This window comes from Nonlabens sp. (assembly GCF_039941875.1).
Lineage (GTDB): Bacteria > Bacteroidota > Bacteroidia > Flavobacteriales > Flavobacteriaceae > Nonlabens.
In genome coordinates this window covers 1-22070 of sequence record NZ_JBDVDQ010000011.1, presented here as the reverse complement: position 1 = coordinate 22070, position 22070 = coordinate 1, and the positions used below count along the sequence as shown (strand labels likewise).

The window sequence follows — 22070 nt, the reverse complement described above, 5'->3', positions numbered from 1 at the left end:
AAACTTGAAATAAACGCAGCTACACACCTACAACAGTTCATTATCTTTATGTTTTAACATAAATAAAATGAAAACTGCATTAATAACCGGTGCCAGCAGTGGTATAGGTAAAGAACTCGCAAAAATACATGCTTCACGAGGTGGTCATCTAGTTATCATAGCTAGAAGTGGTGAGCAATTGAGATTACTTAAAAAAGAATTAGAAAACCAATATGGTGTTTCTGTTCATGTTATCGAAAAAGATCTTACAAATCATAACGCTACACAAGAAATTTATGACCAGGTAAAAGCAGCTGGTATTCAAGTAGATTATTTGATTAACAATGCCGGCTTTGGCGGTATAGGTAAGTTTCATGAAAGAGATTGGGCTCAAGATCAAAATATGATCCTGCTCAACATTACGGCATTAACACACCTATGTCGTTTATTTATACCTGATTTTATAGAACGTAATGAAGGTAAAATACTCAATACATCTTCTACAGCGAGTCTTATGCCAGGACCTATGCAGGCAGTTTACTTTGCAACTAAGGCCTTTGTAACCTCACTTAGTAACGCACTTTCTCAAGAATTATCACACACTAATATTACAGTGACTAATTTAATGCCTGGCGCTACAGATACTGATTTTGGTAAAACATCGGGAATGGATAAAACCTCTTTGTTTGAAAACACCGCTACACCTCTAGACGTCGCTACGACAGCCTATAATGCAATGATTAAAGGTAAAATGGATATAAAAGCAGGTCTTTCCTTCACGCAAAAAGCCATGCTCCATACGCTAGCCATCACGCCTAAAAAGGTGGTTCTAAAAATGGTAGAAAAAATGCAACAACCTAAAAATTAATAAATATTTAAAAATAATAGTTCCGCTTTCGCGAAAGCGAGATCTAAATAATCCTTAAAAATTATAAATGATGAGCAAACCAGATTTTTCAAATTTAAAAGCACTTTATATTAATTGTACACTTAAAAAATCTCCAGAAAAAAGTCATACTAAAGTTTTAATGGACGTTAGTGCAAACATCATGAAAAGTGAAGGTGTAGACGTTGAGCACATTCGTTTTATAGATCATGATGTAGCTACAGGTGTACAACCTGACATGACTAAACATGGTTGGGACACCGACGCGTGGAATGATATTTATAAAAAAGTGGATGCTGCAGATATTTTAATTATCGGTACTCCTATATGGTTAGGTGAGAAGTCGTCACAAGCGCAATTATTAATTGAACGTTTATACGCCATGAGTGGACTTACTAATGATAAAGGACAGTATATATTTTATGGAAAAGTAGGTGGTACTATTATCACAGGTAATGAAGATGGTATTAAACACTGTGCGATGGGGATTTTATATTCTATGCAACATGTAGGCTATTCCATACCACCGCAAGCAGATGCTGGATGGATAGGAGAAGCTGGTCCTGGACCTAGTTATGGAGATGATGGTAAAGTAGGTCTGGATAATGATTTTACTAAACGTAATACCACATTTATGACTTATAATTTAATGCATCTTGCAAAAATGCTTAAAGAAAATGGCGGCTATTCCACTTATGGAAATTCTAAAGAAGAATGGAATAATGGTAATAAATGGGCTTTTGATAATCCAGAATATAGGTAGACTAATCTATTAATGTAGCTATATAAGTTACAGGATAATCGTACATATCACCTTTAACATCTATCAGGTACATATTTGTACCTGGTAGTTTTCTAGAGGTAACTCTATGAGAACCTACTACGTTTCCATAGTTCTTAAAAGTAGTTACCTGACCTTCTATTTCTAATTCATAGTATTCAAAGCCCTTTGTGTAAAAGGAACCAAAAACAAAGTGATTACCACCAGAACTGCCGTTACCAGTAACTGCCTGGTCCGTTATTTTTATATGGTTTCTATAATCGGTGATGTATTTTTTTGCTCGATCACATTCTAGGTATTCTGATAACATTTCATGACATGTTTTTCTATCACCATAAGCACTGTCCCATAGAGGTCGTGGTAGGTTACTAATTTGATATTCATGATTTGCATAAGTTAGAAAGGTAGTTCCCAGAGTATTCTTAACGCATAGTAAGTCAGAAAGCACTTGCTTTTCAAACGCGTCTGCAGCGCGATGATAGCTTAAAGAGTCATTCTTCATAGCTATTTGATAACTTAGACTGTCTGGAAATTTATGTGTAGCAAACGGTCCATTTTTTGCCAACTCTTTCTCTAGATCTTCTTTAAATTTCTCCCCATTAAAAGGGTGTTCTGGTATTAAAACAGGTGTTGCATTTATATGATCAAATCGCTCTAACTCACCTTTTTCATTATAACGATAAAACTGTCCTCTTTTATTTACGAAGGTGTTTCCTGAGACAGAAACAGAGTCCAATATATTTAAATTCTTATCAAATTTTGCTATAACTTTTTTACTATACCTATCTGTATCTAATATTTCAACATAACCCATCAACTCATTATTACTGGTAGTATAAATGGTATCTATTCTCATACTAGTAGATTTAATCGATATCTTATCATTAGAATGGTCTGGAAAAGCAGCCATTTCAGGAAATTTATCATCTTCAGTTCTAGTATAACCACAACTAGTAAGTTGTGTGAAAACTATAGAAACGATAATAATTCTGATTAAATTTTTCATTTTGCAAACTTAACGCTTACTTATAAATTTAGACGTGTTTAAATAAAAACGCCAAGGCAAATCTTTATCTTCTTGTGCATAATCTATACCTATTCTGGCGGTGGTTGTGATCTCGCTTTCGCGAAAGCGGAACATATCATTCTCCTCTATCCACACTTGGTCTCCGGTAAGAAAAGCACCGTAATGAGATTTATCTAAGGCAAAAGCTTTACTGAAATTACCAGGTCCAGAAGTGAGTGTTTTATCTAATTTTAATTTATTGCGACGTTCTAACATTACCTCTACTCCATCTAACGGTTCTACAGCACGTATTAGAATTGCATCTGCCTGATCTTTAGAATTAGTTATAATATTAAAAAGATTATGGATACCGTAGCATAAATAAACATAAGCAACGCCGCCGTCTTCATACATCACCTTGGTACGGTCTGTAAACTTACCTAGATGTGCATGACAGGCTTTATCGTCATAACCTCGGTAGGCTTCTGTCTCTGTGATAATACCAGATGTCAATTGATCATCTACCATAGAAACGATCTTTTTACCTATTAAGTCTTTAGCAATGGCAACGACATCTTCTTGTAAATAATAACTTTGTGGTAACTTCATTTTTTAAAAATAAAATAGAAATAGGTGCGTTGCACAAGGAATAAGATGATTTTATGAAATACTTTACTCTACTACTTTTTTGGATAAGCGGTTTATCGTGTGCTCAAGAAGTTCAAAATCAATTTTCTATCAATTTTAAAACTGATAGTTATAAAGTTAACAAAGCGGACACTAAAGATTTACTCAACTCCATAAACACTGGTTCTAATAAGGTCGTAAAAGAAATTACTCTTATAGGTTATTGTGACGACCGTGCTAGCAACGATTATAATCTTAAACTAGCATCTCGCAGGGTTGATGCCGTTAAGGATCTCATTATAGAACATACAAATATCACCGATTCTATTTTTAATCTGGAGCCTGTAGGTGAATTGCCTCTTTATTCCAGCATCCATAAAAGTCAACAGAGAGCAGATAATAGACGTGTTGAGATTATGGTATTCTATAAATCTGACGCACCTGTAATAATTGAAAAAGAAAAGTCGGTAGTAGATATAGAATCGTATGATGTATTTACAGACAGTCTTCAAGTAAATGATAATCTAGTTTTTAACAATGTCATCTTCTACCCTGGCACACACCGATTAAGAGAAATTTCTTATCCTGTAATGGACTCAATTATCAACTCTTTAATTATTCATAAAAAGTACGAAATAGAAATACAAGGTCACATATGTTGCAACGGTTTAAATGAACCTGGACTTGATAAAGACACCGGACAGTGGAATCTCTCTACTGCTCGAGCAGAGCAAATTAAGAGATTCTTTGTAAAATACGGCTTAGACCCTACTCGATTTACTACTATAGGAAAAATGGCCAATTTTAAAACCGGCAAAAGCGATTTTTATGACCGCCGTGTAGAATTACACATCACAGCGATAAGAGAAAACGAGACAGAAAACGAATAACAAAAGCATTGAAAATCATTTACCTTTGTAGCTTGTAAAAAACCTATATGTCATTTGAAAAATTAGGACTCGATCCTGCACTTATAAAATCCCTTAACGATCAGAATTTAACACAGCCTACTCCTATACAAGAACAGGCTATTCCTGTTATTCTAGAAGGAAAAGATGTGTTGGGTATCGCAAAAACTGGTTCTGGTAAAACAGCTAGTTATGCGTTGCCACTTCTTCAAAATTTAAAAGGCATTAAATCTAAGAACAGATTCATAAGTGGTCTTGTAATGGTACCTACTCGAGAACTTGCTGTACAAGTGAGTGAGGTGATTAAAACTTTTTCTAAAGCACTAGACCAACCTCTTATCACGATGCCTGTTTATGGTGGTGTGAGTATTAATCCTCAAATGATGAAGATGAATACGGTAGACGTACTGGTCGCTACGCCAGGACGTTTAATAGAACTGGTAGAGGCTAACGCTGTGGTTCTTAAAGAATGTAAGGTTCTTGTACTGGACGAAGCAGATAAAATGCTCTCTCTAGGTTTTAAAGAAGAGATGGATGCTGTCCTTTATCATTTACCTAAAAAGAAACAGAATCTACTATTTTCGGCTACTTTAAGTCGTGAAGTTAAAGATATTCAAGAAGGATTATTGACTGATCCTGTAGTCATAGAAATTGAAGAAGCAGAGCAAGATTATTCTCTTATCAAACAATTAGGTTACCGCGTTACTGAAGAAAAAAGAGGTGTTCTCTTAAGACATCTTATTGAAGAGCATGATATGCAACAAGTGTTGATCTTTTGTTCTTCTACTTATCAAGTAGATCATGTTAATGATAAGCTTAACGTTAATGGAATAAAATCCAAAGCCATACACGGTAAAAAAACTCAAGGTGTGCGTAATGCAAATCTAGAAGCTTTTAAAAATCATGCAGAAACTGGTGTGCGATGTCTTGTTACTACAGATTTACTTTCTCGTGGTATAGACATTGAATTCTTACCTTATGTAATTAATTATGAATTACCTCGTTCTCCTAAAGATTACATACACCGTATAGGTAGAACTGGTCGCGCAGAAAATGCTGGTACAGCGATCTCTTTAGTTTCTAAAGGAGAATCTAACCATATGAGAACTATTCAAAAGAAAACCAAATTAAAAGTCTGGATGGAAGATCTTCCCGAGTGGAATTCTTAACAACTTGACCTAAATAAATACAAAAAGCGATACTTGTACAAGTATCGCTTTTTTCGTTTTAGTATCACCTATACTATTAGTTAACTCTTTTTGAGCAACTTTATAGTAGACATAGAATTCTCCTCGTCTGTTATTCTGACAAAGTAAGCACCGTCTTGTAAATCCTGAATCGAGATTCTTTCTTCAATGTTTCCTTTTCTTGAATATACTTGTTTACCGAGTATATTATAAATAGAAATTGATTGAATAGCCGCTGCAGAATTGCTTTGTATAGTAAGATCATTTACAGCAGGATTAGGTGCGATAGAAAATTCTGTTTTTTCAATTAATTCATTAGATAAGGTACAGTTAGAGCTATCTATGGTTGTAAATGATCCAAAATCCCAAAATTGATTGAACTGTAAACAATAGAAAAATACCGTTTGATAGTCTGCAATACTGACATTACTAGGTAAAGCTGCTGTATAACTAGAAGCACCAGAAAAACTAGAGACGAGACCTATTTCTATTCTAGGACTGTTCAAGAAGTTATTAGGTACCGTTAACTGACTGTCTGTAAATGTACCACGATCTACTAAGAATATTCTAACATCTGGACCAGCCGCTGTAGAAAAATTGTTCCCTAGATTCACTGATACTGTATTGTTTGCATTAAGAACAACATCTATATCCCCAGATACATCATAATTAGGAACGGTATTATTACCGAAATTGCTCGCAGGTTGTGAACATTGCGCTTGTGCAAGTCCTATGGTGAATAAATAAGTAATTAATAAAGTAATTTTTTTCATGAGAGTCCACTTTTAAGTTTGATCAAATGTCATAAAATAATATAACAATAAGATCACAGAAAGATTCTTTAAGTATCTAATTACTGGTACATATCTAGTAATATATAGCATTGAAAATTGAATTTATTTCCCTGCCACAACACTGTAGAGCTATTTCAAAAAAGGAATTCAATAAAAGGCACAAAGATTGATAAACTTTGATTCATGAAAAACCTACCTGCCTTATTATTCTTATGTGTACTCATTTTAACATCTTGTAAAACAGACACAAAGATTCCTATTGAGGAGTCTAAACAATTTGATTACCGAGCTTATTTGTTGAGAAATAACAATAATGTGCCTTTTATCCCTATTGATATTGATCAACCCCAAGATTCTCTTTTTAAATTAGTTAACATACATACTAAAAAAGATTGTACAGATTTCTTACGTTTTAATACTGTTGTAGAAAACGATACCATTACTGTACTCAACCAACAAAATTGCAATATGTTTTGTGGTTTATATTTTGAATACTCTATTTATGTATTTCCTGAAGAAATAATCTGGGGAGAAAATGGAAATATGTCACTTTCAGAAATTAAGTCAGATTTTCTTAAACATATGGAAGAATATAATGACCTATATTCTTATTCAAATGATATAAAATTTAGTATTACTAATTATTCTGACAATCTATTATTGACTAGAATTATTTATTATAAGGTGATTAATACATATTTAGAATTTATGTCACAAATTGCTGATAATAAATACTCAAAACCCTTAGAAGAATTAACAATTTATCAATTAGATCAATTAAAAAAACATTATCAATTAACTTTAAGTTTTAGAGAATTTCCACCAGAACCTCAAATAATGAAAGATCCTAATTAAATTTAAACGACCTACTCTTTCTTAAAATCCAGACTCAAACTATTCACACAATGTCTTATTCCTGTCGCTGTAGGACCATCGTTAAAAACATGACCTAAGTGACTACCGCAATTTGAACACATAATCTCGGTACGTATCATACCATGTGTGGTATCACGTTTGCGTTCTATCGCTCCTTCTACCTCATCGTCAAAGGAAGGCCATCCACAACCTGAATCAAATTTTTGATCTGATTTATATAATTCATTACCACAAGCCGCACAGCTGTAAACACCACTATCATAGTGCGTGTTGTACTCTCCTGTAAATGGTCTTTCTGTTCCTTTCTCTCTTAACACATGGTATTGCTCTGGAGTAAGTTTGTCTTTATATTCTTGTTCTGTCATGATTTAAAGTTCTTGAATTTATTTAGTTTTCGCAATAGCGATACAAAAAAAAGCTCTCGACTTATTAGTCCAGAGCTCTCTTCAAATCTTACGCAACTTGTATGTTTATTTTCTTAAAGGAGGCAATTCCTGACCTTGTGGTATAAAATCTAAAGCTACACCATTTATACAGTGGCGTTTACCAGTAGTTTTTCTAGGACCATCGTTAAATTCATGACCTAGGTGAGAACCGCAAGTGTTACATTTTAATTCGGTACGAGCATATCCTATTTTATAATCGGTATCGCGCTCTACCTGTCCTTCTATCGCTCTATCATAACTAGGCCATCCTGTACCAGAATCAAATTTATGTGCGTTATCATAAACCGGTGCATGACATGCGCCACATACTAGTGTACCTGGAGCATATTGCTTGTTAAGTGAGCTAGAATGTGGACGTTCTGTTCCAGCTTCTCTCAACACATTGTATTGAGATGCTGTTAAAACTTCTTTCCACTCTGCATTAGACTTCTTTACCTCATACACTTTTTCTTGTTGCATGTGATCATGAGAAGAATTCATTGCGATCTCTTTTGAGGTATTATTACCACAAGAGACAAAACCTATTGCCATGATGGCTATTAAAATATGTTTAATCATCTGTCTTATTTTTAGATATGGTAAAATTACGTACTAAAAGCGCTTACAGTTGTTGCAATACTGTTAAGTATTGTGTCAATAATATCACAATTTCGTTTTAAAAAACTGACCTCATATTTGTAAATTTACCTCATGAATAAAAAAGTAGCTATTATCATGGGGTCTACGAGCGACCTTCCCGTGATGCAAGACGCCATAGATGTTCTTAAAGAACTAGAAATAGAAATTCAGGTAGATGTGGTAAGCGCCCATCGCACACCAGAAAAAATGTTTGAATTCGGTAAAAAAGCCCATGAAAACGGTATCGCGGTAATTATCGCAGGTGCTGGTGGTGCCGCACACTTACCAGGTATGGTAGCCAGTTTATCTCCATTACCTATTATAGGTGTACCGGTTAAATCTAGCAATTCTATAGACGGTTGGGACAGTGTTCTATCTATTTTACAAATGCCAGGCGGTGTACCTGTGGCAACTGTTGCCCTTAATGGCGCAAAGAACGCTGGTATTCTCGCTGCACAAATTTTAGGTGCCACGCAAGAAGACGTACGTGAACGCATTATAAATTATAAACAAGGACTTAAAGAAAAAGTCACTAAGGCAGCTGCACAAATGCGTGAAAATGTCTAGAGCTTTTCAAATAGCCTCTATTTTTATTATCGCCTTAACCGCATTATGGTTCGGTTATGAGATGATGTTGAGACACTCTGTCCAGTGGCATTTCTTAACCGCAGGTGGTATTAATTTCTTGATGGCAGTCATCATTAACAGGCAGTACACACAAAAAGATTACAACTACCTGGGCATCATTCATGGAGTCCTTATGGTTAGCCTTTTTGGCTATGGCTATTTTTTCGTTTAACTACTTTGTTTAACCTTCAGAAGATAAAGTTTAACAAAATAGTAATGACTTTCTTCTTTCTGACCATTACTTTTACACTTATATGAGCACAGATAACAATCCTTTATTACAAGAATTTAATACTTTTCATAACACAGCACCTTTTTCACTAATCAAGGAGTCTGATTATGAGTCCGCTTTCGCGAAAGCGATACAAATAGCAAAAAAAGAAATAAATTCTATCACAGAGAACACAGCAGCACCTTCTTTTGAGAACACGATAGAAGCGCTAGATTCTTCTGGAGAGACACTAGGACGTATATCCAGCATCTTTTTTAACCTAAACAGTGCAGAAACCAATGACGAAATCCAGCGAATAGCTCGTGAGGTGAGTCCGCAGTTATCTGAATTTGGGAATGATGTAACTTTAAATTTAGATCTTTTTAAGCGTGTAAAAGCAGTTTATGATCAAAAGAGTGATCTAGATTTAACTGAAGAACAAAAAACACTGTTAGATAAACAATACAAGCGTTTTTCTCGTAATGGTGCAAACCTAACCGACGATAAGAAAGTACGTTTAAGAGAAATAGATAGCGAGCTTTCAAAGTTAACTCTTGCTTTTGGTGAGAATGTGCTTGCAGCAACTAATGATTTTGAAATGCATCTAGAAGACGATTCTAGACTTGCAGGTTTACCAGAAAGTGCAAAAGAAGCAGCTGCAGAAACTGCAAAAGCAAAAGATAAAACTGGATATGTTTTCACGCTGGATTACCCCAGCTACATTCCATTCATGACTTATGTCGATGATAGAAAACTGCGTGAGGAGATGTCAAAAGCTTTTGGTGCCAAGGCTTACAAAGACGATCATGATAATCAGGAGAATGTATTAAACATAGTACGTTTAAGATATGAACGTGCGCAGTTATTAGGTTACGAAACGCATGCACACTTTGTATTAGAAGAGCGTATGGCAAAAACACCGGAGACTGTTATCCAATTCTCTCAAGAGATTCTAGAAAAAGCAAAACCGGCTGCACAGCACGATTTTGATGAGTTGACTAATTTTGCAATCTCTATTTCTAATCAGTCAGAGATTTCGGAACCGATAACCAAATTAGAAAAATGGGATGCCGCCTATTATTCAGAAAAATTAAAGCAGCGTTTATTTAGTCTAGATGACGAGTTATTAAAACCGTATTTTAAATTAGAAAATGTTATTAATGGAGTCTTTGAAATCGCTAGTCGTTTATACGGTCTAAGTTTTGAAGAAACTCAAGAAATAGAAAAGTACCATCCTGATGTACTTACTTATGTGGTAAAAAATGAGGATGATAGTTTAAATTCTATTTTCTATGCAGACTTTTTCCCACGTAAAGGAAAACGTAATGGTGCCTGGATGACTTCTTTTAAAGGACAGTGGCATGATGCAAATGGAACTAATGTAAGACCACATGTTTCTAACGTATGTAATTTTACGAAACCTACTGCTACAAAGCCTTCTTTACTTACTTTTAATGAGGTGACAACTTTGTTTCATGAATTTGGTCACGCACTACACGGTATGCTAGCCGATACTAAATACCAAAGTCTATCAGGAACATCTGTATTTTGGGATTTTGTTGAGTTACCTAGTCAGGTACTAGAAAACTGGTGTTATGAAAAAGAAGCATTAGAGATATTTGCGAGACATTATGAAACTGACGAGGTAATACCTCTTGAGTATATAGAAAAAATAAAATCAGCGGCTAATTTTCAAGAAGGATTGCAAACTTTAAGACAGCTTTCCTTTGGAATGTTAGATATGAACTGGCATGGTATAGACCCAACTGGAATTACAGATGTAAAAGCTCATGAAAGAAAAACATTTGACCAGACAGATCTTTATCCAGACGTAGCAAGTAGTTGTATGAGTACTTCTTTTGGACACATTTTCCAAGGTGGTTACAGTGCAGGATACTATAGCTATAAATGGGCAGAAGTTCTAGATGCAGATGCTTTTGAAATGTTTAAAGAAAACGGAATCTTCGATCGTACTACGGCTAAGAAATTTAGAGATCATGTTCTTTCCAGAGGTGGTACAGAAGATCCTATGTTATTATATACTCGTTTCCGCGGAAACGAACCTAAAATCGATGCTCTTTTAAAGAGAGCTGGTCTAATAAGTTAAAACTGTTTATTAAAATGCCAGAAGTTAAATTAATACCAGAAAAATGGGTGGACCGTTATGGTGACTACCTCTTTAATTTTACCATAAGTAGGGTTAATGATCCTATTATGGCACAAGATCTGGTATCTGAAACTTTTCTGGCAGGATTAAAAAGCGCACATAGATTTAAAGGGAATTCTACAGAGAGAACCTGGTTGATTTCTATTCTTAAACGTAAAATCATAGATTATTATCGCAAGATAAATTCTAATAAAGGAAAGGCCGAAGTACGTATGAGCTATCTTTCTAATAGCGACCAAGAAGGTGACTGGATGGAAGAAAAAGCTCAGGACTTGCGTAACCCTAATGTAGAAGACACTATTGAACAAGAAGAATTAGGAAAAGCACTTGAAGAGTGTATCGCTTGTTTACCAGAGAGATATGCCACTATATTTGTTCAAAAAACAATAGATAATTTAGAAACTGATACGATATGTAAGGAACACGATATCACAGCGTCTAATTTATGGGTTATAATTCATAGAGCTCGAGTACAGCTTATGGAATGTATGAACAAAAAATGGCACAAAGACAACTAATCTGATGGGTAGATTTTTTATAAACTGCGACGAGGCAAAAATTTTAAGCACAAGAGAACAATATGGAGATCTTAACCCTAAGGAAGCCTTCCGTCATAAATTACACTTAGGACACTGTATAGGATGTAGATCGTTTCATAAAAATAATGAACGTTTCCAACGTAAACTTAAAGGGCTTAAATGGGTTGCTCTTTCTGACACTCAAAAAGATTCTATTAAAAAACGAATAGCAGAGTCGATGAAAAAGTAACACATCTTAAAACACATATTTTAAAAAAGAGCCATTCGGCTCTTTTTTTTTATGTCACCCAGTATAATGCTAGCCAAAAAACTGGTATGGCTTCTACAAAGAAACTGACATAATAATCTGATTTAAATTTATCTGAAAACCATATCGCAATGGCTGTTATCACATAAATTAATAAAGGAATAAAATAATAAGGGAATTCATACTGCATGAAATAAAAATGATGCAATAAGAAGGCACACAACAATAATAACATCCCTAAATATTTTGTTTTTCTAGTTCCTACTAGTTGTGGGATAGTTTTTAAACTAGGAGCATCGTACTTTAAATCGCGTATTTCAAAGGGAATCAATAAACTGAATACAAATAAGAATAACTCAATAGATTTTATGATATAAGGCGTCCAATTTATATCATTCCCAGGTTGCCAGTTCACAATCTCTGTATAATTAGAAAAAACTGGTAGTAACATGATAACCAGCCACCATACCAGTACCACAGTAACTACCTTTATAATAGACATTAACCTTAAACTTTTTTTATGGTAAAATGGTATCACATAAAAAAGAGATAATAGTCCTGATATAAGTAATACTATATAGGCTAGTAGAGTTTCAAACAGTAATAAATAGGCTCCAACTAGCGCGCTAATCACTGTGATTGCAAAGATTCCTTTTTTGTATTTAAAATCTCTATTATCATAGACCAGTGTCGCATACTTTATAAAATTATAACCTATGACAACAAAGCAAAAACCTAACAGTGCAAAGTCATCACTCAGTTTCACAAAACTATAGCAATGAAACACATACAGTAATGCTACAAAGCAAATTGCCACGTGCAAACTACTACGTATATAAAAATCTAAAACGGTTTTCAATAACCTCATGGTTCAAATTTACAGCGCATAGTTAATAACTAGGTTAAAAAGGTTGAAAAATACCTATAAATCTAGACTAACCCTTGTTAGTTAAGATATCTTAAACGACTACTTTTGCACTATCTTAAATAGACCATACAAGTACTATGAATACAGATCGTTTTGCCCTAAGACATATTGGACCACGCAAGGCAGACCTTGCACCCATGCTAGAAACTATAGGAGTTGATTCTATAGACCAGTTAGTATATGAGACAGTCCCAGATAACATACGCCTTCAACAAGATTTACAATTAGATCCTGCGATGAGTGAATATGAGTTTTTATCTCATATTAAAAAACTAGGTGATAAGAATAAGCAATTTAGATCTTACATAGGTCTAGGTTACAACGCACCTATAACACCAGCAGTTATCCAACGTAACATTCTTGAAAATCCAGGTTGGTATACCGCTTACACTCCTTACCAGGCAGAGATTGCTCAAGGACGTCTAGAAGCCTTATTAAATTTCCAGACCATGATTACCGATCTTACTGGTATGGAACTGGCTAATGCTTCTCTATTAGATGAGTCTACTGCTGCTGCAGAGGCTATGACTTTACTTTATTCAGTTCGTGAGAGAGCTCAGAAAAAAGAAAATGTTATAAAATTCTTTGTAGACCAAGATGCTTTACCACAAACTAAAGAGCTTTTAAAAACTCGTGCTATTCCTCTAGGAATAGAATTAGTAGAAGGTAATCCTCAGGAAATAGATGTAAATGCAGGATACTACGGTATTCTTTTACAGTATCCTGGTGCTAGTGGTAATGTGGTAGACTATACTGCTTTTGCAAAAAAATGCAAAGAAAACAATATACGCATAGCAGTTGCTGCAGACATTATGTCGTTAGTATTGCTAGAAGCTCCAGGACACTGGGGTGCAGATGTTGTTGTGGGAACTACACAACGTTTTGGAATTCCACTAGGTTATGGAGGACCACACGCAGCGTACTTTGCAACTCGTGAAGAATTTAAAAGACAGATTCCTGGTCGTATTATAGGTGTTACTAAAGATACAGATGGAAAACGTGCACTGCGCATGGCGTTACAAACGCGTGAGCAGCACATTAAAAGAGATAAAGCGACTTCTAATATTTGTACGGCACAGGTTTTACTAGCTGTTATGGCTGGTATGTACGGTGTTTATCACGGACCACGTGGATTGAAGTTTATTGCAAATAATTTACACGCGCAAACTGCAACTCTTGCAGACGCTGTAGAAAAACTAGGTATTTACCAGACTAACGCAAACTTTTTTGACACTTTGAGTTTTAAAGTAGATGCCGAAGCTGTTAAAAAAGAAGCTCTTGATTTAGAGATTAACTTCTATTATCCAGATGCAGACACAGTTCAGGTTTCTTTAAATGAAACTACTTCTCTTGCAGACTTGAATGATATTGTTTCCGCTTTCGCGAAAGCGGTTTCTAAAGACTTCACTCCTATCACAGAATTGTTAGAAAAAACTCACTTAGGTGCAGGACGTCAGACAGACTTCTTAACCTATGAGGTATTTAACTCTTACCATTCTGAAACAGAGTTGATGCGTTACATCAAGAAATTAGAGCGTAAAGATTTGGCTTTAAATCACTCGATGATTGCATTAGGATCTTGTACGATGAAATTGAATGCTGCAGCAGAGATGTTGCCGTTGTCTAATCCGCAATGGGGAAATATTCACCCATTTGTACCGATAGATCAAGCAGCTGGTTATCAAGAAATGTTGAAGAAATTAGAACTTCAATTAAATGAGGCAACTGGTTTTGCAGGTACTTCTTTACAGCCTAACTCTGGTGCGCAAGGAGAATTTGCAGGTTTAATGGCTATACGTGCTTACCACCACAGTCGTGGAGATCAACATAGAAACATATGCCTTATTCCATCTAGTGCGCACGGTACAAACCCTGCTAGTGCAGTAATGGCTGGTATGAAGGTTGTTGTAACTAAAGCGCTAGAAAACGGAAACATCGATGTGGATGATTTACGTGAGAAAGCAGAAAAGCATAAAGATAATTTAAGTGCTTTAATGGTTACTTATCCATCTACTCATGGAGTTTATGAAAGTGCGATTAAAGAAATTACAGGACTTATCCATGAAAACGGTGGTCAGGTTTATATGGATGGTGCTAACATGAATGCGCAAGTTGGTCTTACTAATCCTGGCAACATCGGTGCAGATGTATGTCACCTTAACCTACACAAAACGTTTGCTATACCACATGGTGGTGGTGGACCAGGTGTAGGACCTATATGTGTGGCACCACAACTTGTTCCATTCTTACCTACTAATCCTGTCATACCTACAGGTGGTGACCAAGCTATTTCACCTATTAGTGCAGCCCCTTTTGGTAGTGCATTAGCATGTTTAATATCTTACGGCTATGTATGTATGCTAGGTGCCGAAGGTTTAAAACGATCTACAGAGTATGCTATTATCAACGCAAACTATATCAAAGAACGTCTTAAAGGTAGTTATGAATGTCTTTTTACTGGAGAGAAAGGTCGTGCTGCTCATGAAATGATTATAGACTGTCGTCCATTTAAAGAAAATGGTATAGAAGTAACAGATATTGCAAAACGATTAATGGATTATGGTTTTCACGCTCCTACTGTATCTTTCCCAGTGGCAGGTACTATGATGATAGAGCCTACAGAGTCTGAATCTAAAGAAGAAATGGATCGTTTTTGTGATGCGATGATTTCTATAAGAGCAGAAATTGCAGAATCTTCTAAAGACCAGCCTAATAATATACTTAAGAACAGTCCACATACTTTGCAAATGATAACTAGTGATGACTGGGATTTACCATACACTAGAAAGCAAGCTGCATATCCACTAGACTACATTGCTGACAATAAATTCTGGCCTACCGTACGTCGTGCAGACGATGCTTATGGAGACCGTAATTTAATGTGTACTTGTGCTCCTATGGAAGAGTATTTAGAGGATTAAATAGGTTTTAGGTTATTAGGCTTTAGGTAGTCTAGAAATCTGAAATACATATATATAAAACCGAATCAACAAAAAGTTGATTCGGTTTTTTTTTGATTATTTCATGTAACAAAAATCAATTTATTTGTACCTATAAAATAAACCAACCACATTAAATTCATTGATAAAACGTTTTGAAAAATACAGACCTGAATATTCAGTAAAAAACATAGGTATAAAAAGATATATCTTAGGAATAGTATATGGTATAGGTTCCAGTATTGTTCTATTTATTTTATTTGGTCTCTTTACCCAATTAAGTCATGTAAGCATAAGATACCATGACGATTTTTCTATGACCATAATCCATGATCAATTCACAAATTATTATTTTGTTTTAATGGGACTTACGGTCTCAAGCATGGGGTTTTTATTTTGCAATCAAATATGGTTAGGTTTCACAAATAAAATAAGAACCGTAAAACGCCGTCAAAGACATGCTCAAAATTTAGTGTTTTATGTGGTATTCTTAGTACTCATGTTTCTTACTCGTATGACTACTATATTCGTAGGACTTGATATAAAACTCTATGAAGATTTTCAAATAAGCTCTTATTTATTGCCATTATACCTATTTTTATATAGTTGGATTATAGTCTCAGGTGTTTTTAAAATCAAAAAACAATTTTTCTTTAGTTTACTAGGTTTCGTAATTCTAGGATTCCTACTAAGCATCGTAAAAATTCAAATCTAATTCAACTTCTAAGTACTATAATTAAGAGAAAAGACTTTACCAAAAGAACTATGCTTATTAAGATATTTAGATCTATAAAATCAAAAAAGTGACGTCAGCTGAGTTTTTGAAGACTATATGATCAACTCAATATTTTTAAATCTATCTTTAAATATGAGCTTTAAAGAAACACCTATGAATTCATTAAATAAACAAAACGCTATAAATTTCTATAGAACAGCTTATGAAGGCAATCCTCGTAAAGCGATAGAGCTTTATGTAGGTAAAGATTACATACAACACAATCCAGATGTGGCAAATGGAAAGCAAGGTTTTATAGATTATTTTGAAAGGATGCAAGTAGAGTATCCTGATAAATCTATCAAATTTGTAAGAGCGATTACAGAAGATAATTTAGTCGCTTTACACACACACCAAATATGGCCTGGAAACGATCAATACGTGACTATGGACTTCTTTAGGTTTGATGGTGATGGTAAAATTGTAGAGCATTGGGATTCCATACAGCAAATACCAGAAAAATCGGCAAACCCTAACACGATGTACTAAACATCTACTACATAGATTATGGGTTAAAATGTTGGTGTTTATTCCGCTTTCGCGAAAGCGAGATTAAAAATAAAAACTTAATCAAAGAACTGATCATTAGGTCTATGATTAAGTTTTTATGTGTTCTATAATTAGTTCAACACAAAATTAGCATACAGTAAAAATTTATTTTGGGATTCAACATCACCACCAAAAAGGTCTTGAACTATAGGCAATGTATAACTAGCTCCTAAAACAAATTGATCAAATTTATATTCGGTACCGATACTGCCGTTAAAAATATAACCATCTGTATCCACGAGTTGCTCGTCAAATTGCTCGATAGAATCATAAACATCTGCAGATAGGCCTAGAAATGGACTCAAAGCAGATTTAGTAAATGGTATGTTATAATACGCATTTGAAGAAACACTGAATTGGTTACCAAATCGGTATTCGTTTTTATTCTCTGTTTTAAAATAATAGGTGGCTAGTGTATTGATTCCTAACTTATTTTTAGAATAGGAATGAGATATAGATGCTAGTACATCTACACTACCAGTACCTACTTGAAAACCAGGATTGATACGATCTGTGAGTTCTTCTTCAAATTCTCCTGTCGGTAATTTTACACCCAAACCAAAGTTGAGTTGATGACCGGTAGGAACTTTATTTTCAAAAATCACTTTATAACCTTCTGGTTTTTCATAAAAAACATGCTGATACCATCCTATGACAGTCACATCTCCTAGTCCACTTATATGTTCTGAACCAGTATTACGTTTTCTTGATAAGTCTTGAAAAGGTACCATCGCATTTATGGAGAACTTTTTAGATAGAGGCACTTTACTCCATATTTGATAGGTATTAAAATTCTCCTCACTTGTAGGTGAATTTACAAAAATACCATCTCGAGATTCATAGGACTGGTGGATATAACGCAGTCCTATAAAACTTACATCATTGAGTGTCCCAAAACCAGAACTACCACTAGAGGTAGTACAGCCACAAAGGTCACAAAATATTTTTTCTAGATGCGGTGGGCAAGCCGCATAACTAGAGATACTGAATAATAGTCCTATGGATAGGGTAATAAAAGTTTTATTAAAATTCTGCAAAGCGGTCGTCATTTAAAAATTCTTGATCAGTTAATGTTTCTAAAAAAGCAATGATGCTCTCTTTTTCATAAGCTGTTAAATCGATACCTAGACTACCGTCTGCTTTTACTAGTGATGGATCTATAGTACCAGTATCCACCATACCTGAGGAATAGTGATCTAGAACAGATTCTAAGTCTGACAGACGTCCATCATGCATATAAGGAAAAGTGACCGCTACATTTCTTAAACTAGGCACTTTAAACTTATATAAGTCTTCTGGTATTTCTAGAAGATTATACCTTCCTAAATCATTTAATCTAGGATTAACAGCTAGACCATTGTTGCGGTAGCTTTGATCTGTTTGTAAAGAACCAGCATGGCAGCTTGTACATTTTTGGTTAAAAGATGCAAAACCATCAGCTTCTATAGTAGTGTAGACCGCTCCTTCATTGCGTTCTACTTTATCATACTTTGAATTTGAAGAAACCATAGTTACCATAAATTGAGATAACGCTTGTAATAGATGGCTAGAGGTAATCTCTCCATCTTCAAATGCTTTACTAAACATGTTTCTATAACCTTCGTCTGCCTGTAATTTACCTATAACGTTAGATAATGTCTCGTTCATTTCTAGCTCACTAGTAATAGGAATAATAGGCTGTAAATCGAGGTGCGATGCAGCTCCATCCCATGTAAATGCTTCTTGAAAACCTAAATTCTGAATAGGCTGTGCGTTTCTAAAACCTATATTTCCATTTACTCCATGACTTAAAGTATGTCCATGATGCGTAAAAGCTGATGCCTGCTCGTGACAAAAAGCACAAGCTATTGCTCCATTAGAAGATAAATCTCCTTCGTAAAAAAGAGCCTTACCTAAAGCTATACCGTCTTCAGTTAAAGGATTTACATCTAGATTATAAACAAGATCAGGAAAATTACTTGGTGTTTCAAAAGATACAGGAATAGGTTCGTAACCATTTTCTATATCATTTTCTGTACAAGAAATCATAAGGATCCCCAGTGCAAATAATATATACTTTTTCATATCAGATAAACTCATAGTAACAACTAGAAGGGTTTATGTAAAACCCTCCTAGCAGTATTACTATAAAAATTATTAGTTATGAATATGGTCTACACTGAAACTACCCATAAAGTTATTTGCGATGATAGGAGTTTCTATTTCATTAGTATGTACCTGATCATACCCATCTGAAAAATTCAATGAAGTTGCTCCATCTAGAATTTGAAGGATGTCAGTTACTAGGTGAATCTCTGCATGAGAATCTTCTCTTACTCTTGAAGTATTAGGTAAGTCTAATGTGATTTCTCTATAATTATCTAGAGATGTCCCTACACTACCCATGTGTATATTAACCGGTTGATCTGTTACGGTAGCGTCAGAATAAGTTCCATCTAGGCGCATAAATTTATATCCAGATGCCCATGACCAGAACATACCTGCGTCTTGCGCTACTGTCAAGAAATCTCCTTGACCTGCAGCACCTTGAGCAAATCTAGCCTGATCTACACCGATTCCAAAAGAGATCTTTGTATAGTTAGCAGCTGGTACATTATCTAGTTCTACATATATTTCACCTGCATTATTTGCATTTGCCTCATCAATAATAAAAATATTATCACTAGTTGGGTATTCAAACTCCACTCCATTCTCGTCTGTTAACTTGATGTTACTAACGATGTATTTAAGTGTTTCTAATTTAAAAGATTCTCCATTAGATTTAGAAAAAGAAGAGTTAAATATAAAATCCTGATTACCAACAGCATTATCAAACTTAACAGTAAGTTCTCCTGTTTGGTTAGATAGGTTTTCCATTGCGTCATCGTCAGATGAACATGATATAATAGCGATGCTTAGAGCTAGTGCTCCTATAGTTTTTGAAAAATTCATTTTTTAAGTTTATTGTAGACGCGATCGAAGACTCACGTCTAAAGTCTTTGTAATAAAAACGGAAAATAAACTTATGAAATGGGTGGCTTTAAAGGAGCTTCGTACCAGTTATAACTATATAATAATTGATAAGAGAAATTAATAGAGTGATCTTTATAAATGAAATCACTATCTATTTGTAACGTTTGTGGAGTTTCTAAAAACACAGGGAAAAAAGCATGTGCTTCTATGCTTTTAGAATCATCTGTTTCAGAGTCGTTAGCTGCGATAAGTTTTTTAGCAAGAAAACATTTACCATCACATTTTAATTGTGGTCGTTCTTTGTTTACACAGTAATTCTCTATAATGTAATCCATGTTTGTTCCATAATATACAAATTGCCCTACGTAGTACATAGGTCGCAATGCAAATGAAATAAGCATCAATATGATTATAAAATTTTTCAGGTTTCTTGAATTATTTTGCAAATATAATGTTAGCATCTAAAAAAAAGCTCATATTTCTTAGATTAAAAAACTATTACTTTTCTAGCTATACAAACCATTCTTAACTCTCATAATTTATAATCCAATACACTCTAGTTGATCTATAGAATAAAAGAAAAATCAGCAAAATAAGCTGGTTTACTATTCATCGCATTATATATAATGCAAGAAAAACACCTATTCTTTGATTGATTCTCAACAAAGTGAAAAATACCACATATTCCGTTGTTAATAATTAGGAATGAACATCATAAATCACTTTTTTTGTTATCCCTAAGTTTGAAAAGCAGGTTAATGAGAGCAAAAATCACTGGTGTAGGAAGTCATATTCCCGATGTAGTTAGAAAAAATGAAGAGTTCATGAATCATGAATTCTTAAATAATGATGGTAGTTCTTTCGGTAGCGATAACTCTACTATTATTAAAAAATTTGTTGCGATAACTGGAATTGAAGAGCGCAGGTACATGAGTGATGAACTTGTTACCAGCGATATAGCAACACTTGCTGCTATAAAAGCAATAGAAGATGCAAATTGTGATCCAGAGACGCTAGATTTTATAATTGTGGCGCACAACTATGGTGATATAAATTCTGATGGTGGTTCTAGTGATATGGTACCTAGTCTTGCGAGTCGTGTAAAGAATAAATTAGGTATTAAAAACCCTGCATGTATTGCATACGATGTTCTATTCGGTTGTCCGGGATGGATTCTAGGTGTTACTCAAGCAGATTCATTTATAAAATCAGGACTTGCTAAGAAAGTACTTGTTATAGGTGCAGAGGCTTTGTCTAGAGTTGTAGATCCGCACGATAGAGACTCTATGATATATTCTGACGGTGCTGGTGCAGCAGTTTTAGAAGCTAGCGACGATGAGCATGGTATTATAGGACAGGCTACAGCAACTTATACAGAAGAAGAAGCTTTTTTCATATTCAATGAAACTTCTTATAATAAAGAAATACAAGATAAGACCAAGTACATAAAAATGTATGGCCGTCGTATATATAACTTTGCATTATCCAAAGTTCCAGAAGGTATGAAAAGTGCTATGGAACAAGCTGGTGTAGATATTAAAGATCTTAAAAAGATTTTTATACATCAGGCTAATGAAAAAATGGACGAAGCTATAGTGGATAGATTCTATAAGCTTTATGACATGGAAGTTCCTAAGGACATCATGCCTATGATTATCCATAAATATGGAAACAGCTCTGTAGCAACAGTTCCTACTGTTATGGATCTAGTTATTCATGATAAAATGCCACAACACAAAGTAGAAAAAGGCGATGTAGTTATGTTTGCTAGTGTAGGTGCAGGAATGAATATAAATGCCATAGTTTACAGATACTAGAATCTATCTAAGATTTAAAAAAAAACACCCCTTAAAATCTTAGATTTTAAGGGGTGTTTTTTTTAAAACCTTGTCCCGTCCTAGAATAGCGATACACTAAAATCTTAGTGTAATGAAAACACCTATAAACATTGGTTATGTGAAACGTACCCAAAAAGACTACTCGCTTTCTTTTAAGCTTCAAGTAGTAGAAGAAATTGAATCAGGACGA

Annotated in this window: 24 protein-coding genes; 14 read left to right on the top strand and 10 right to left on the bottom strand. The window is 34.6% G+C overall.

Going from position 1 to position 22070, the window contains the following annotated elements; all coding sequences use genetic code 11:
• Positions 1 to 67: 67 nt before the first annotated feature.
• Both ABJF08_RS06580 and ABJF08_RS06575 read left to right on the top strand, forming a co-directional pair.
• The gene (locus ABJF08_RS06580) at positions 68 to 847 is read left to right on the top strand and encodes an SDR family oxidoreductase (protein WP_348115285.1); all 780 of its coding nucleotides are present in this window, start codon (positions 68 to 70) and stop codon (positions 845 to 847) included.
• Between the two features lie 70 nt (positions 848 to 917).
• Entirely contained in the window at positions 918 to 1628 is a 711-nt protein-coding gene (locus tag ABJF08_RS06575; RefSeq protein ID WP_348115284.1) for a flavodoxin family protein, read from the top strand.
• A gap of 1 nt (position 1629) precedes the next feature.
• Here ABJF08_RS06575 and ABJF08_RS06570 read toward each other — a convergent pair whose 3' ends face one another.
• Both ABJF08_RS06570 and ABJF08_RS06565 read right to left on the bottom strand, forming a co-directional pair.
• Positions 1630 to 2652 carry a hypothetical protein gene (locus ABJF08_RS06570; protein ID WP_348115283.1) on the bottom strand — a complete coding sequence of 341 codons (1023 nt, stop codon included), beginning with the start codon at positions 2650 to 2652 and terminating at the stop codon, positions 1630 to 1632.
• A gap of 9 nt (positions 2653 to 2661) precedes the next feature.
• On the bottom strand, positions 2662 to 3261 hold the full coding sequence (locus ABJF08_RS06565; protein ID WP_348115282.1) for a DNA-3-methyladenine glycosylase: 600 nt from the start codon (positions 3259 to 3261) through the stop codon (positions 2662 to 2664).
• A 53-nt stretch (positions 3262 to 3314) separates the two neighbouring features.
• On the opposite strand from ABJF08_RS06565, the gene ABJF08_RS06560 reads away from it, so the two are divergent.
• Both ABJF08_RS06560 and ABJF08_RS06555 read left to right on the top strand, forming a co-directional pair.
• Positions 3315 to 4169, top strand: a complete 855-nt coding sequence (locus ABJF08_RS06560; RefSeq protein ID WP_348115281.1) for an OmpA family protein — start codon at positions 3315 to 3317, stop codon at positions 4167 to 4169.
• A 47-nt stretch (positions 4170 to 4216) separates the two neighbouring features.
• Positions 4217 to 5356 carry a DEAD/DEAH box helicase gene (locus ABJF08_RS06555; RefSeq protein ID WP_348115280.1) on the top strand — a complete coding sequence of 380 codons (1140 nt, stop codon included), beginning with the start codon at positions 4217 to 4219 and terminating at the stop codon, positions 5354 to 5356.
• A gap of 80 nt (positions 5357 to 5436) precedes the next feature.
• On the opposite strand, the gene ABJF08_RS06550 is transcribed toward ABJF08_RS06555, so the two are convergent.
• Positions 5437 to 6147, bottom strand: a complete 711-nt coding sequence (locus ABJF08_RS06550; RefSeq protein ID WP_348115279.1) for a DM13 domain-containing protein — start codon at positions 6145 to 6147, stop codon at positions 5437 to 5439.
• A gap of 204 nt (positions 6148 to 6351) precedes the next feature.
• On the opposite strand from ABJF08_RS06550, the gene ABJF08_RS06545 reads away from it, so the two are divergent.
• A complete protein-coding gene (locus ABJF08_RS06545) occupies positions 6352 to 7023 on the top strand; it encodes a hypothetical protein (RefSeq protein WP_348115278.1) in 672 nt (223 codons plus the stop codon).
• Positions 7024 to 7034: 11 nt separating this feature from the next.
• On the opposite strand, the gene msrB (ABJF08_RS06540) is transcribed toward ABJF08_RS06545, so the two are convergent.
• Positions 7035 to 7409, bottom strand: coding sequence for a peptide-methionine (R)-S-oxide reductase MsrB (gene msrB, locus ABJF08_RS06540; RefSeq protein ID WP_348115277.1), 375 nt, complete (start codon positions 7407 to 7409; stop codon positions 7035 to 7037).
• Positions 7410 to 7514: 105 nt separating this feature from the next.
• The gene (gene msrB, locus ABJF08_RS06535; protein ID WP_348115276.1) at positions 7515 to 8048 is read right to left on the bottom strand and encodes a peptide-methionine (R)-S-oxide reductase MsrB; all 534 of its coding nucleotides are present in this window, start codon (positions 8046 to 8048) and stop codon (positions 7515 to 7517) included.
• 132 nt (positions 8049 to 8180) lie between these two features.
• Between msrB (ABJF08_RS06535) and purE the strand changes: the two genes are divergently transcribed.
• From purE to ABJF08_RS06510, 5 genes are all read left to right on the top strand, one after another.
• On the top strand, positions 8181 to 8675 hold the full coding sequence (purE, locus tag ABJF08_RS06530) for a 5-(carboxyamino)imidazole ribonucleotide mutase (protein ID WP_348115275.1): 495 nt from the start codon (positions 8181 to 8183) through the stop codon (positions 8673 to 8675).
• Positions 8668 to 8907: a hypothetical protein gene (locus tag ABJF08_RS06525; RefSeq protein WP_348115274.1), complete on the top strand. Its 240-nt coding sequence runs from the start codon at positions 8668 to 8670 to the stop codon at positions 8905 to 8907. The genes purE and ABJF08_RS06525 overlap by 8 nt, the downstream gene beginning before the upstream one ends.
• Before the next feature lie 82 nt (positions 8908 to 8989).
• Complete coding sequence (locus ABJF08_RS06520) at positions 8990 to 11053, top strand: M3 family metallopeptidase (protein WP_348115273.1); 2064 nt, start codon at positions 8990 to 8992, stop codon at positions 11051 to 11053.
• 14 nt (positions 11054 to 11067) lie between these two features.
• A complete protein-coding gene (locus tag ABJF08_RS06515; protein ID WP_348115272.1) occupies positions 11068 to 11631 on the top strand; it encodes a sigma-70 family RNA polymerase sigma factor in 564 nt (187 codons plus the stop codon).
• 4 nt (positions 11632 to 11635) lie between these two features.
• On the top strand, positions 11636 to 11881 hold the full coding sequence (locus ABJF08_RS06510) for a hypothetical protein (RefSeq protein WP_348115271.1): 246 nt from the start codon (positions 11636 to 11638) through the stop codon (positions 11879 to 11881).
• A gap of 49 nt (positions 11882 to 11930) precedes the next feature.
• Here the strand turns inward: ABJF08_RS06510 and ABJF08_RS06505 are convergent, their stop codons facing one another.
• On the bottom strand, positions 11931 to 12767 hold the full coding sequence (locus ABJF08_RS06505) for a hypothetical protein (protein WP_348115270.1): 837 nt from the start codon (positions 12765 to 12767) through the stop codon (positions 11931 to 11933).
• Between the two features lie 137 nt (positions 12768 to 12904).
• Here ABJF08_RS06505 and gcvP point away from each other — a divergent pair, with 137 nt between their 5' ends.
• From gcvP to ABJF08_RS06490, 3 genes are all read left to right on the top strand, one after another.
• Complete coding sequence (gene gcvP, locus ABJF08_RS06500; RefSeq protein WP_348115269.1) at positions 12905 to 15748, top strand: aminomethyl-transferring glycine dehydrogenase; 2844 nt, start codon at positions 12905 to 12907, stop codon at positions 15746 to 15748.
• 160 nt (positions 15749 to 15908) lie between these two features.
• Complete coding sequence (locus tag ABJF08_RS06495) at positions 15909 to 16481, top strand: hypothetical protein (protein WP_348115268.1); 573 nt, start codon at positions 15909 to 15911, stop codon at positions 16479 to 16481.
• Between the two features lie 174 nt (positions 16482 to 16655).
• Positions 16656 to 17030, top strand: a complete 375-nt coding sequence (locus ABJF08_RS06490; RefSeq protein WP_348115375.1) for an ester cyclase — start codon at positions 16656 to 16658, stop codon at positions 17028 to 17030.
• A gap of 131 nt (positions 17031 to 17161) precedes the next feature.
• Here ABJF08_RS06490 and ABJF08_RS06485 read toward each other — a convergent pair whose 3' ends face one another.
• The 4 genes from ABJF08_RS06485 to ABJF08_RS06470 all read right to left on the bottom strand — a co-directional run bounded on the left by ABJF08_RS06485 (position 17162) and on the right by ABJF08_RS06470 (position 20443).
• Positions 17162 to 18139, bottom strand: a complete 978-nt coding sequence (locus tag ABJF08_RS06485; protein WP_348115267.1) for a hypothetical protein — start codon at positions 18137 to 18139, stop codon at positions 17162 to 17164.
• Positions 18114 to 19154 (bottom strand): cytochrome c peroxidase, encoded by a 1041-nt coding sequence (locus ABJF08_RS06480; protein WP_348115266.1) that lies wholly within the window; start codon positions 19152 to 19154, stop codon positions 18114 to 18116. The genes ABJF08_RS06485 and ABJF08_RS06480 overlap by 26 nt, the downstream gene beginning before the upstream one ends.
• 72 nt (positions 19155 to 19226) lie before the next feature.
• Positions 19227 to 20021, bottom strand: a complete 795-nt coding sequence (locus ABJF08_RS06475; RefSeq protein WP_348115265.1) for an MbnP family protein — start codon at positions 20019 to 20021, stop codon at positions 19227 to 19229.
• Between the two features lie 71 nt (positions 20022 to 20092).
• A complete protein-coding gene (locus ABJF08_RS06470) occupies positions 20093 to 20443 on the bottom strand; it encodes a hypothetical protein (protein WP_348115264.1) in 351 nt (116 codons plus the stop codon).
• Positions 20444 to 20800: 357 nt separating this feature from the next.
• On the opposite strand from ABJF08_RS06470, the gene ABJF08_RS06465 reads away from it, so the two are divergent.
• Positions 20801 to 21859, top strand: a complete 1059-nt coding sequence (locus ABJF08_RS06465; RefSeq protein ID WP_348115263.1) for a ketoacyl-ACP synthase III — start codon at positions 20801 to 20803, stop codon at positions 21857 to 21859.
• The last annotated feature ends 211 nt before the right edge of the window (positions 21860 to 22070 follow it).

Bases quoted from the DNA above. Each gene is read 5' to 3' on its own strand.
- ABJF08_RS06575 (WP_348115284.1), top strand. From the start codon at position 918: ATGAGCAAACCAGATTTTTCAAATTTAAAAGCACTTTATATTAATTGT.
- ABJF08_RS06490 (WP_348115375.1), top strand. From the start codon at position 16,656: ATGAATTCATTAAATAAACAAAACGCTATAAATTTCTATAGAACAGCT.
- ABJF08_RS06470 (WP_348115264.1), bottom strand. From the start codon at position 20,443: ATGCTTATTTCATTTGCATTGCGACCTATGTACTACGTAGGGCAATTT.
- msrB (WP_348115277.1), bottom strand. From the start codon at position 7,409: ATGACAGAACAAGAATATAAAGACAAACTTACTCCAGAGCAATACCAT.
- ABJF08_RS06545 (WP_348115278.1), top strand. From the start codon at position 6,352: ATGAAAAACCTACCTGCCTTATTATTCTTATGTGTACTCATTTTAACA.
- msrB (WP_348115276.1), bottom strand. From the start codon at position 8,048: ATGATTAAACATATTTTAATAGCCATCATGGCAATAGGTTTTGTCTCT.
- gcvP (WP_348115269.1), top strand. From the start codon at position 12,905: ATGAATACAGATCGTTTTGCCCTAAGACATATTGGACCACGCAAGGCA.
- ABJF08_RS06515 (WP_348115272.1), top strand. From the start codon at position 11,068: ATGCCAGAAGTTAAATTAATACCAGAAAAATGGGTGGACCGTTATGGT.
- ABJF08_RS06560 (WP_348115281.1), top strand. From the start codon at position 3,315: ATGAAATACTTTACTCTACTACTTTTTTGGATAAGCGGTTTATCGTGT.
- ABJF08_RS06505 (WP_348115270.1), bottom strand. From the start codon at position 12,767: ATGAGGTTATTGAAAACCGTTTTAGATTTTTATATACGTAGTAGTTTG.
- ABJF08_RS06475 (WP_348115265.1), bottom strand. From the start codon at position 20,021: ATGAATTTTTCAAAAACTATAGGAGCACTAGCTCTAAGCATCGCTATT.
- ABJF08_RS06580 (WP_348115285.1), top strand. From the start codon at position 68: ATGAAAACTGCATTAATAACCGGTGCCAGCAGTGGTATAGGTAAAGAA.
- ABJF08_RS06570 (WP_348115283.1), bottom strand. From the start codon at position 2,652: ATGAAAAATTTAATCAGAATTATTATCGTTTCTATAGTTTTCACACAA.
- ABJF08_RS06525 (WP_348115274.1), top strand. From the start codon at position 8,668: ATGTCTAGAGCTTTTCAAATAGCCTCTATTTTTATTATCGCCTTAACC.
- ABJF08_RS06550 (WP_348115279.1), bottom strand. From the start codon at position 6,147: ATGAAAAAAATTACTTTATTAATTACTTATTTATTCACCATAGGACTT.
- purE (WP_348115275.1), top strand. From the start codon at position 8,181: ATGAATAAAAAAGTAGCTATTATCATGGGGTCTACGAGCGACCTTCCC.
- ABJF08_RS06465 (WP_348115263.1), top strand. From the start codon at position 20,801: ATGAGAGCAAAAATCACTGGTGTAGGAAGTCATATTCCCGATGTAGTT.
- ABJF08_RS06485 (WP_348115267.1), bottom strand. From the start codon at position 18,139: ATGACGACCGCTTTGCAGAATTTTAATAAAACTTTTATTACCCTATCC.
- ABJF08_RS06480 (WP_348115266.1), bottom strand. From the start codon at position 19,154: ATGAAAAAGTATATATTATTTGCACTGGGGATCCTTATGATTTCTTGT.
- ABJF08_RS06555 (WP_348115280.1), top strand. From the start codon at position 4,217: ATGTCATTTGAAAAATTAGGACTCGATCCTGCACTTATAAAATCCCTT.
- ABJF08_RS06565 (WP_348115282.1), bottom strand. From the start codon at position 3,261: ATGAAGTTACCACAAAGTTATTATTTACAAGAAGATGTCGTTGCCATT.
- ABJF08_RS06520 (WP_348115273.1), top strand. From the start codon at position 8,990: ATGAGCACAGATAACAATCCTTTATTACAAGAATTTAATACTTTTCAT.
- ABJF08_RS06510 (WP_348115271.1), top strand. From the start codon at position 11,636: ATGGGTAGATTTTTTATAAACTGCGACGAGGCAAAAATTTTAAGCACA.